The organism is Streptomyces sp. AK08-02, assembly GCF_033795085.1.
In the GTDB taxonomy this organism is placed as follows: Bacteria; Actinomycetota; Actinomycetes; order Streptomycetales; family Streptomycetaceae; genus Streptomyces; species Streptomyces echiniscabiei.
Window position 1 is genome coordinate 158,332 of record NZ_JARAZV010000022.1, and the last position, 10,099, is coordinate 168,430.

At 67.1% G+C, this 10,099-nt stretch carries 11 protein-coding genes and 1 pseudogene; 6 read left to right on the plus strand and 6 right to left on the minus strand.

Annotation, left to right across the window (positions count from 1 at the left end):
* The first annotated feature begins 8 nt into the window (after positions 1-8).
* The 3 genes from PV734_RS38325 to PV734_RS38335 are packed head-to-tail and all read left to right on the plus strand — an operon-like array spanning position 9 to position 4,044.
* Positions 9-1,991 carry a dipeptide/oligopeptide/nickel ABC transporter permease/ATP-binding protein gene (locus tag PV734_RS38325; RefSeq protein ID WP_415924334.1) on the plus strand — a complete coding sequence of 661 codons (1,983 nt, stop codon included), beginning with the start codon at positions 9-11 and terminating at the stop codon, positions 1,989-1,991.
* A gap of 17 nt (positions 1,992-2,008) precedes the next feature.
* Complete coding sequence (locus tag PV734_RS38330) at positions 2,009-3,109, plus strand: ABC transporter ATP-binding protein (protein ID WP_319294013.1); 1,101 nt, start codon at positions 2,009-2,011, stop codon at positions 3,107-3,109.
* Positions 3,109-4,044 (plus strand): dihydrodipicolinate synthase family protein, encoded by a 936-nt coding sequence (locus tag PV734_RS38335; RefSeq protein WP_319294015.1) that lies wholly within the window; start codon positions 3,109-3,111, stop codon positions 4,042-4,044. The genes PV734_RS38330 and PV734_RS38335 overlap by 1 nt, the downstream gene beginning before the upstream one ends.
* A gap of 47 nt (positions 4,045-4,091) precedes the next feature.
* Here the strand turns inward: PV734_RS38335 and PV734_RS38340 are convergent, their stop codons facing one another.
* The 4 genes from PV734_RS38340 to PV734_RS38355 all read right to left on the minus strand — a co-directional run bounded on the left by PV734_RS38340 (position 4,092) and on the right by PV734_RS38355 (position 5,957).
* Complete coding sequence (locus PV734_RS38340) at positions 4,092-4,406, minus strand: hypothetical protein (protein ID WP_319294017.1); 315 nt, start codon at positions 4,404-4,406, stop codon at positions 4,092-4,094.
* Complete coding sequence (locus tag PV734_RS38345) at positions 4,403-4,648, minus strand: hypothetical protein (RefSeq protein ID WP_319294019.1); 246 nt, start codon at positions 4,646-4,648, stop codon at positions 4,403-4,405. The genes PV734_RS38340 and PV734_RS38345 overlap by 4 nt, the downstream gene beginning before the upstream one ends.
* A gap of 191 nt (positions 4,649-4,839) precedes the next feature.
* Positions 4,840-5,067 (minus strand): DUF397 domain-containing protein, encoded by a 228-nt coding sequence (locus PV734_RS38350; RefSeq protein WP_319294021.1) that lies wholly within the window; start codon positions 5,065-5,067, stop codon positions 4,840-4,842.
* Entirely contained in the window at positions 5,064-5,957 is an 894-nt protein-coding gene (locus tag PV734_RS38355; protein WP_319294023.1) for a helix-turn-helix transcriptional regulator, read from the minus strand. Before PV734_RS38355 ends, PV734_RS38350 begins: the two co-directional genes overlap by 4 nt.
* A 515-nt stretch (positions 5,958-6,472) precedes the next feature.
* On the opposite strand from PV734_RS38355, the gene PV734_RS38360 reads away from it, so the two are divergent.
* The 3 genes and pseudogenes from PV734_RS38360 to PV734_RS38370 all read left to right on the plus strand — a co-directional run bounded on the left by PV734_RS38360 (position 6,473) and on the right by PV734_RS38370 (position 8,494).
* Positions 6,473-7,225: an ATP-binding protein gene (locus PV734_RS38360; RefSeq protein ID WP_319294025.1), complete on the plus strand. Its 753-nt coding sequence runs from the start codon at positions 6,473-6,475 to the stop codon at positions 7,223-7,225.
* Between the two features lie 213 nt (positions 7,226-7,438).
* Positions 7,439-7,976 (plus strand): annotated as a pseudogene (locus PV734_RS38365) (winged helix-turn-helix domain-containing protein).
* Positions 7,973-8,494 carry a transposase gene (locus PV734_RS38370; RefSeq protein ID WP_319294043.1) on the plus strand — a complete coding sequence of 174 codons (522 nt, stop codon included), beginning with the start codon at positions 7,973-7,975 and terminating at the stop codon, positions 8,492-8,494. The pseudogene PV734_RS38365 and the gene PV734_RS38370 overlap by 4 nt, the downstream one beginning before the upstream one ends.
* Before the next feature lie 9 nt (positions 8,495-8,503).
* On the opposite strand, the gene PV734_RS38375 is transcribed toward PV734_RS38370, so the two are convergent.
* Entirely contained in the window at positions 8,504-8,998 is a 495-nt protein-coding gene (locus tag PV734_RS38375) for a hypothetical protein (protein ID WP_319294027.1), read from the minus strand.
* Between the two features lie 84 nt (positions 8,999-9,082).
* On the minus strand, positions 9,083-9,571 hold the full coding sequence (locus PV734_RS38380) for a hypothetical protein (RefSeq protein ID WP_319294029.1): 489 nt from the start codon (positions 9,569-9,571) through the stop codon (positions 9,083-9,085).
* Between the last annotated feature and the right edge of the window lie 528 nt (positions 9,572-10,099).

A 10,099-nucleotide genomic window follows, 5' to 3' on the forward strand; every position in this document is an offset into this window, starting at 1 on the left:
TGTTCATGATGTTCGAACGGGGGCGCCTGGCCGCCCTCCTGTCCCGCCCGGGCATCCGGCTGCGCGGCTGGCGCCGGCTCCCGGTCCTCTCCCGGATCGCGGTCTGCTTCCTGGCGCTGGTGGTGTTCGTCGCCGTCTTCGCCCCCCTCGTCTCCCCCGACGACCCCCTCGACCAACAGCCCCTGATCGGCGGCACGGGAGCCCCCTCCGCCGAGCACTGGATGGGCCAGGACAGCCTGGGCCGCGACATCATGAGCCGGCTGATGTACGGGGCCCGCTGGTCGCTGATGATCGGCCTGGGCGCCACCGCCCTCGCCCTCACCGTCGGCGCGCTGATCGGCGCGATCGCGGCGACCTCGCGCAAGGCGGTCGACGAGACCCTGATGCGCTGCCTGGACGTGGTGATGGCGTTCCCCGGCATCGCGCTGGCCGCCGTACTCGTCGCGGTCTTCGGCGGCGGCATCACCGTCCTGATCTGCGCGATCGCCTTCCTGTTCACCCCGCCGGTGGCGCGCGTGGTGCGGGCGAACGTCCTGGACCAGTACGGCGAGGACTACGTGACGGCGGAACGGGTGATCGGCGCCCGTACTCCCCACATCGTCCTTCGCCACGTCGCGATCAACTGCGCGGCGCCTGTGCTGGTGTTCTGCACGGTGCAGGTGGCGGAGGCGATCGTCTTCGAGGCGTCGCTGTCGTTCATCGGCGCGGGCGTACGGCCGCCGGACCCCTCCTGGGGAAGCGTCATCGCGGACGGCAAGAACATGGTCCTGACGGGCGGTTGGTGGGCGACGGTGTTCCCCGGCCTGCTGATGCTGATCACGGTCCTCTCCCTGAACGTCCTCTCCGAAGGCGTGTCGGACGCCTGGGCGGCACCGGCCGCGCGGGACGTGGGGGTACGTGAGGACGAGGACCGTCTGGAGGCGCCCGAGCCGGGAACGGGCGAGGTGCTGGCCCTGCCGGGCCTGACGGAGGCGGCCGAGCGTCTGCGCGCGCGGGCCCGCCCGGTCCCCACGGGCCAACCGGTCCTGGCCGTCGAGAACCTGACGATCGGCTTCGCCGCGCGCCACTCGGGCGTGAACATCGTCGACGGCATCAGCTTCGAGGTTCACCCGGGCGAAGTCCTGGGCCTGGTGGGCGAGTCGGGCTGCGGCAAGTCACTCACAGCACTGACGGTGATGGGCCTGGAACCGAAGGGCGCCCGGGTGACGGGCCAGGTCCGCTTCAACCAGCGGAACCTGCTCACGGAACCGATGCGCGTACGCCGCAGGCTGCTGGGCCACGAGATGGCGATGATCTACCAGGACGCCCTGTCGTCCCTGAACCCGGCGATGACGATCCGCTCCCAGCTGAAGCAGGTCGTACGACGCGGAGGCCACCGCACACCGGAAGAGCTGCTGGGACTGGTGGGCCTTGACCCGGACCGCACCCTGCGCAGCTACCCGCACGAACTGTCGGGCGGCCAGCGCCAACGCGTCCTCATCGCCATGGCCCTGTCCCGCGACCCGAAGCTGATCGTCGCGGACGAGCCGACAACAGCCCTGGACGTCACGGTCCAGGCCCAGATCATCGAGCTCCTCCTCAGACTGCGGGCGGAGCTGGACTTCGCCCTGATCCTGGTCTCGCACGACCTGGCCCTGGTTGCGGACGTGACGGACCGGGTGGTCGTGATGTACGGCGGACAGATCGTCGAGACGGGCGTGACGGCGGACCTGGTCGGCGCCCCGTCACACCACTACACCCGGGGCCTGCTGGGCAGCGTGCTGTCCCTGGAGTCGGCGGCGGTCCGTATGACCCAGATCAAGGGCACGGTCCCCTCCCCCGCCGACTTCCCCAAGGGCTGCCGTTTCGCGGACCGTTGCCCGATGGCGACGGAGGTGTGCCGTACGACGGCCCCCGGTCTCCTGGGCGCCGCGACCCACCTGGCGGCCTGCCATCACCCGGCGATCGACCTGACGACGCCGGAGCCGACGGGAAGCGAGACCGTGAAGTGAGCAGTACCTCAACTCCCGTGACGAGCCCGATCGTCGCACTGTCCGACACGCATGTGGTCCACAAGGCCCGCAGCGGCGGTCTGTTCACCCGCGACCGCGTGTACGCCCTGACGGGCGCCGACTTCGCGGTGGCGCCGGGTGAAACGGTGGGCGTGGTGGGCGAGTCGGGCTGCGGAAAGTCGACGCTGGCGAAGGTGCTGGTGGGCGTTCAGCCGCCGACCTCGGGACAAGTGTCTTTCCGGGGCGACGACTTGTGGACGATGAAGGCGGCGGAGCGTCGGTCGGCCATCGGCACGGGTACCGGCATGATCTTCCAGGACCCGTCGACGGCACTGAACCGCCGCCTGACGGTCCGCCAGATCCTCCGCGACCCGCTGGACGTGCACCGGCGCGGCACGACAAAGGAACGGGAGGACCGGGTAAGGGAGTTGATGTCCCTGGTGGGCCTCCCACGAGCCCTGGCGGACGGCCTGCCGGGCCAGCTGTCGGGCGGCCAACGCCAAAGAGTCGCCATCGCACGGGCGTTGGCCCTCGACCCCGACCTGGTGGTGGCGGACGAGCCGACCAGCGCGCTGGACGTCTCGGTCCGCGCCCAGATCCTGAACCTCCTCCTGGACCTGAAGGAGCGGCTGGGGCTGGCGCTGGTCTTCGTCTCGCACGACATCCAGACGGTACGCCGGATGAGCGACCGGGTGATCACGATGTACCTGGGCCGGATCGTGGAGGAGTCCCCGGCGGACGAGGTGACGGACAGGGCGCGTCACCCGTACACCCGGGCACTGTTCTCGGCGACGCCGGGCCTGCTGGACCCGATCGACCCGATCCCGCTGGTCGGCCCGGTCCCCTCGGCGACGCGTCCGCCCTCCGGCTGCCCGTTCCGCACCCGCTGCTGGAAGGCGACCGAGGTGTGCGCGGAGACGATGCCCGAGTTCACGGCCGCGTCAATCCCGGGACACCGGTTCCGTTGCCACCACCCTGTGGAGGAGGGCCGGACGACGCGAGACCTGGTCGCCCAGGCGGTCGCCACCGTGCCCGACGTGCAGAAGAACCCCGCAGTCGACCCCTTCGACACCCCCTCCGCACCGCCGCACGGCCCGAAAGACCCCAGGGAGCCCTGATGACCTTCCCCACTCCGCTGACCGGTGTCGTCCCTCCCGTCTGCACTCCGCTGACACCGGACCGCGAGGTGGACGTGCGCTCGCTCGTCAGGCTGGTCGACCACCTGGTGGAGGCGGGCGTGGACGGCCTGTTCGTGCTCGGTTCGTCGTCGGAGGCGGCTTATCTGACGGACGATCAGCGCAGGCTGGTGGTGGAGACGGTGGTGGGCCATGTCGCCGGGGCGCTGCCGGTCCTGGCGGGCGCGATCGACATGACGACCCCCCGGGTCCTGGACCACGTACGGGCGGTCTCGGCGGCGGGCGCGGACGCGGTGGTGGTCACCGCCCCCTTCTACACCCGCACCCACCCCTCGGAGATCGCCCGCCACTTCCGTCTGGTGGCCTCGGGCAGCACGGTCCCGGTGGTGGCGTACGACCTCCCGGCCTCCGTGCACAGCAAACTGCCCCCGGGGTTGGTTCTGGAGCTGGCCGCCGATGGTGTCCTGGCGGGGCTGAAGGACTCCAGCGGCGACCTGGCGTCGTTCCGGACGGTGGTGACGGGGGCACGGGAACACCCCGGGATCAGCGGGTTCAGCGTCCTGACGGGCAGCGAGCTGCTGGTCGATTCGGCGCTGGCGATGGGGGCGGACGGGGCGGTACCGGGGCTCGCGAACGTCGACCCTCACGGGTACGTACGGCTGGACCGGTTCTGCCGTACGGGCGACTGGGGGCGGGCCCGGGCCGAGCAGGAACGGTTGTGCATGCTGTTCGGGATGGTGGCGGCGGGGGATCCGGTCCGGATGGGGGGCAGCTCGGCGGGGCTGGGGGCGTTCAAGGCGGCGCTGTATCTGCGAGGGGTCATCGACTGCCCGGTGACCGCCGATCCGCAGATCCCGTTGTCGGAGGACGAGGTCGAGCGGGTGGGGAAGTTCTTGGCGGGGGCGGGGTTGTTGTAGGGGCAACGGGAGGAGTTCAATGCGTTACGCCCGCAGGGGCAGCAGGTTCAGAACCCGGTGCTGCCTCCCGCGAAGCGTACGGGCGACACGAGCGCGATGCGGATCAGGCCGGGCTCGGGCGGCGGGGCGTCGTAGACGTAGGTGACGGTGAGGGCCGGGCGTGTGGCCGTGCCTTCGAGACGGGTCGTATAGATCTGTATGTCACTGGAGGCGCTGCGGGCCCGACGACCGAGCGTCGGAGCTTTCTCCAGTTCAGCGCACAGTTCCTCGACGGCGGCGAGAACCCCTTCGCCGATGGCCTCACAGCGAGTGCGGGCCTCTTGCGTGATCTCGGCGACGATCTGCCGCTGTTCGTCAGTCAACGGTCAGTCCCTCGGGCCGCTCGGATCTCCGCCATAGCCGAGTCGACAGCGGTGTCGAATTCGGGATCCTGGCGGGCAACGATCCGGCCGCGGAACTCCTCAACCAGGCGGACGACTCCGGTGAGGTCGGCGGGGTCGGAGTGGTTGATCTCGCGGGCCAGGTCAGCCTCGAAGTCGTCGGCATCGCCGGGGAAACCGTAACCCATGGTGAGGGCGGCACGGAGTTCGCCGATGGTACGCATGGGCGGGAGATGAGACGGGCCGGAGTCTGCCGGGTGTGTAGTCATGGCGGTTGCGGCTCCCTTTCACGGTGTCGATGTCACGGTACCGGGGGCGTGACGTGCTCCGCCTGTCGTGTGATCCATGACGTCGGAGGCAGTCAGAGAACCTCTGCAACGCGACGGCTGGTCAGTCACAATCGTGAACCCAGAGGTCATTGCACATCGCGTATGCCGTCCGGTATTGCCTTCATGTTCTCGATGAAGGCGGCGAAGGCAATGGTCGGCATCATCAGCATGGCGCGCCGAGGAGTCTTCGAGTCACGGACCGAGGCGACCTGGCCGCTGAAAGCGACCTCAACGCAGTCGCTTCCGGAACCACCGCTGTACGTGGACTTGAACCAGCGGACGTCGCTGTTGGTTTCCTGGGCCGGTGGCATCATCGCTCCCTGCTCGCTGCGGCGGTGAATTCTCTGGTGAGCTCCGCAAGCAGGCTGCTCGTGTCCGAAGTACTCAGCGCCTGGGACCGCAGATACTCGAAGACAACCCTATGCCGCTCCAACTCCGCCGTCTTCTCCAGGTACAGGGCTCCGCTGAGGTTGCTGAGGTGTACGACGTCCAGCGACGGCTCGGGACCCCGGATGATGATGAAACTGGTGCTTTCGGCGGCGTGGGCTCCGGCTGCGAAGGGCAGGATCTGCAGCGTGACATGCGGGGTCGTAGCCGCAGCACGCAAGTGCTCCAGCTGCTCTGCCATGACCTTGGGTGATCCAACGCGGCGCCGGACGACAGCTTCGTCCATGATGGCCCAGACGTGAGGCGGAGCCTCCCTCTTGAGGACCTCCTGCCGCTTCATCCGGACGGACACCATCCGTTCGATCAGCTCAGCCTCGGCGCGCACTTCGGCAGCCTGGATCACAGCGGTCGCGTAATCAGGGGTTTGCAGTAGCCCAGGCACGTAGGTGTTGGCCCAGTGACACTCTTCGACCGCCTCGTCCTCAAGCGTGAGCAGCGGTGTGATCCAGCCGGGGATCGCGTCGTTGTAACTCTTCCACCAACCTTGCACCTTGGCGCTCTTGGCCATCGACACGAGTGCGGCGCGTTCTTCGTCCGTGGTGCCGTAGGCACGGCAGAGCGCGTCCACCACCAGCCACTTCACCGGCCCTCGGTTGGACTCGTACCGGTTCAGGGTTGCCCGGGAAACTCCGGCCGCCTCGCCGGCCACCTCCAAGGTGAGTCCCTCGAGGTCCCTCAACCGCTTGAGCTCGGCGCCGAGTTGGCGACGCCTGGTGGTCGGTCCCACGGAAGTCCTCTCACTATGTGTCCGCGCCATTGTCGAGGCGCCACTGCCGGTCATCAACCACGCTCACATGCGCAGGCACGGAGTCGGGTCACTCACACGGATGAATTTCACGAGATATCCTCCATGAGATTCTCATAGCGAGACGATCGGTGTCACACTCCAAGCCATGCGTGGAACGTCCCTGCGCTCCCCGTGTGCCGTCCGGCCACCCACGTCACAGGAGCCGCCATGCGACGACTGATCAGGAAACTCACCGCCTGGGCGCAGGCATTTCTCGCGCCAGCGGGGCGCCACCGTGCGGTTTGCCTGCCGCGACCGAGTCCACCGCAGGTGCTTCAGATTCCCCGGCCCCGGACCTCGATCGCTGGGACCGCCCGAGCCTGGTACGAGCCCATCGTCCGCCCCTACCTCGCCACGTACGAGTGTGACGAGAGGGCCCATCTCCAGTGCCTGGGCCTCGACGCCCTCGGGCACACCACGTACGGCGTCGTCCCTGACCCTCAAGGCATCCACAGCCAATTGGGGGCAGCATGACGGACCATGTCGTGGACCACGTACGCCTGCTGCCCTGGACCGGCGCCAACGGCCAACCGAGTCTCCTCGTCTCGGGCGGCGACGGCCCTGTTGCCCGGATCGCCGACCGGGTCGAGGCCGTACAACTCGCCCTCGCGGACAGGCTCCTCGGTCGCGCACAGGAGATGATCGCAGCCCCAGAGTTGTCGATCAGCGAACTCGGCGCGTTGACAGCCCAGTTGACCGAAGCACTGAGAGACGTACTGCTCATTGCCGAGTGCCGGGGGGCTCGCCTCGGAGCTGTCGGGTACCTCACTCCTCAGTACGACACAGACATCCATGAAGGGTTACTCGCACACACCTCGGCCGGCATCCAAGCGCTCGCCGCGCTTGCGCTCCCGGGTGCGGACCTCGCCTCCGCCCGAGTCGCACGGCGCTGCGTGAGGAACATGGCCGAGTTCCAGAATCTCCCTTCGGGTGCGGTGGACGATCTGGAAACGATCACCGGGGAGTTGGTGGCCAACGCCTTGGAACACAGCGACAGCCGTACCGTCACAGTCACGCCGACCGTAACCGCTGAAACGGCTACGGTCAGCGTGACCGACGAAGGGGAAGGGTACGAGCCAGCGGTGCCCGCGCCGACGAGACTGGGGCAGGAGAAGGAGCGAGGACGCGGGCTGCTGATCACAGACGTACTGGCAGCCCGGCGGGGAAAACGGCAGACGAACACAGGCTTGACAGTCTGGGCCGAGGTCAACATCAAGCCTTCTAACCTCACCGGATGAACGTCACGCTCGCACCCGCACTACCGCCCCAACAGCCTCATGATCCGCACTGAAAGGCCACGCACGGGGCCGGAGTGCACGTACCTCCGGCCCTCACGGCCGCTCGGCTCTTGCAAAGGTTAAACGGCCGGGCGGGATCGGTACTGAACTTGATCGGGTGATGTCGGGCTGTTCGCCGGACAGCGCACAGGTGGCCTCGGTAGTCCTGGCGAGGTGAGATATCCGCAGGGTGGCGGCTTGACTGACGCCGAGAGGGACGCACGGGAGCGGGTCCGGCTCCAGGCTGTTGCTTGCTTCGAGAGTGGGACGAAGAGCCGGGAGGTCGCTGCCGCGTTGCGGGTCTCGGAGCGGTCGGTGGAACGCTGGCGACGCCAGTGGCGTGAGCGGCCACGCCGGGGTGGCGTCCAAGGGGTCACCTGGTCGACCTCGGCTGTCTGACGCGCAAATGGCCAGGCTGGAGCGGGAGTTGGAGCGTGGGCCGCTGGCACACGGGTGGTTCGACCAGCGTTGGACCCTGGCTCGGGTGAAGACGATGATCGGCCGACTGTTCCACGTCTCGTACACCGTGGAGGGCACATGGCGTTTGCTGCGGCGCTATGGCTGGTCGTGGCAGCAGCCCGCCCGGCGTGCGATCGAGCGTGACGACGACGCGGTGGAGCTGTGGAAGCGGGAGGTGTGGCCGCGGGTAAGAGCACCGCAGCGGCGAACGGAGCCTGGGTGGTCTTCGAGGACGAGGCCGGCCAGTCGATGACGCCGCCGCGCGCCAGGACGTGGGGTCGCAGGGGCAGCACGCCGGTCATCCGGGTGCGCGGACGGGGATCGGGCCGTGTGTCGATGGCGGGCATGACCTGCTACAAGGCTGGTGAGCGGTCCCGTCTGATCTACGCGATCCGCGAGTACCGGGGCCGCAAGGAGGAACCGAAGGGCTTCGGCTGGAAGGACTATCGCAACCTGGTCATCCGCGCCCGTACACAGCTCGGCGGACCGATCGTTCTGGTGTGGGACAACCTGCGCATGCACCTGGTCGCGCCACTGCGGGAGTTCTACGGGGCGAACACCGACTGGCTCACCGTGTTCCAGCTACCGACCTACGCACCCGACCTCAACCCGCAGGAGAGCATCTGGTCCCTGGTCAAACGCGACATCGGCAACCTCGCCGCCGCGGACCTCGGCCAGGTCACCCGCGCTGTGAAGCGCAAGCTCAAGACGTTGCAGTACCAACCGGAGGTGATCGACGGCTGCCTCGCCGGCACCGGCCTGACCCTGTAGTCGTAATCGTCAGAAGATGCCGAAGAAGCGATGCCACCAGCTGGGCCGCTGAACGTGCGAGGGCAGTCGGCTCGGCCCGTCGTAGTCGCGCTCCAACACTTCCTCTGCGACCACCACGTAGCCGAGCTCGACCAACGCGTGATTCACCCTGGCAAGGTCGACACCGTCCAGTGCGCCCTCAGCCTGGGCATCCTCCGTCCCGAAGAAGGCGCCCGGGTTGTCCGCGCAGACCAGAGCCAATGAGCCGAACTTGCTCACACACACCACGATCCGGGTTCCGCATACGGTCGCGTCCGCCGACACGACAACACGTCCGTACTCGCTGGACTCCTGAGTGTCCTGCTCAGCCGTGCACCGAGCTGCGAAGTCACCTTCAAGTCGGCTCACCAGCCCGCTGAACAGGGCTGCGGCCTCGGCACGGTTGTAGTGCTGCGGCCACTCCAGCCACTCCGGATCATCGAGCCCGCGCAGCAACGCCAGCAGATCCGCTCCGCTCTCGGTCATGCGGTCATCTTGACGCAACAGCCATACACGGAGCGGTTCGGGGTTCCACCACGCTCACCGTTCCCCGACATCACCCATTCAAGTTCAGTATGCCCGTGGCATCAGAAGAACGTTCCGAGCGCCGCCTTCAGAGAGCCACTCCTCGGATTCGTGGAACTCCACGAGTTCGCGAACTGAGACCCGTACGTCCGGATTGGCGGCCTGAATAGCTTCATTAAAGGCATTCACTGCCGCAGGACCAGCTTGAGTCAGGATTAGCAGGATATTCCCACTCCCATCCCGAGGAATGGAAAGAAGTTCCCTGGCCGCATCGGACACTCCCCGACCAAGGTCCGAGCGGGGGAAGCGACTCAGAGCTGCATGCGCCGCCTGGTAGGCCCCATAATCCTCCTCAGCCTTCAGGGAAGAAACGATCGCGGCAACACCAGAGGGCCCTTCATTTCCAGTCACTGAATCTGCCAACTCGACATATCGATTCCAGCGACGCTCAGCCTCGCCCTGCGGGGTGACCTCGTCATCGTCTTGCACGAGGTCACCGCACTCCACAATCTCTACTTTCCAGTCTGACGACACGCTAGTCCCATTTCGTTCCGTGCAATTTCCCGATTACGGGTTTTGCCCTGAAGCCCACTTCCGAAGGGCTTTGTTCTGACTGAGACTCATCCACATTTCCGTGATCGCCTCGTCGTACTTACTGCCGAACCGGGACCGAATATCGTCCACGTCCATCTGTATGGCACCCCGGAAATCGCCACCATCTATCAGCTCCTTCTGCCTCATGCGCCACGCCTGCGACTCAAGAGAGGATCCGGTGCTTTAAACGGCACGATGGTCGGCATAATCCATCCGAATCGACGGCCCGCTGTACTTGCTGAGAGGGCTGGACGAATTGGCAGGGATGTGATTGATCTCGTTTCCTGCCCCCGCAGGTTGCAGGTCTCCGTATTTCCCACCGTTCGCGCCACCGCAATTGTGCACCAGGACCGGCGTGGCCCCAGCCACCACATAGTACGTGTGCTCGCTCGGGGGCCGTCATCTGCGTTTTCGCAGGTGAGCACTATTCGGCTTGTACGCAGGTGTGCGTGGAAGTGCCGTGCTGTG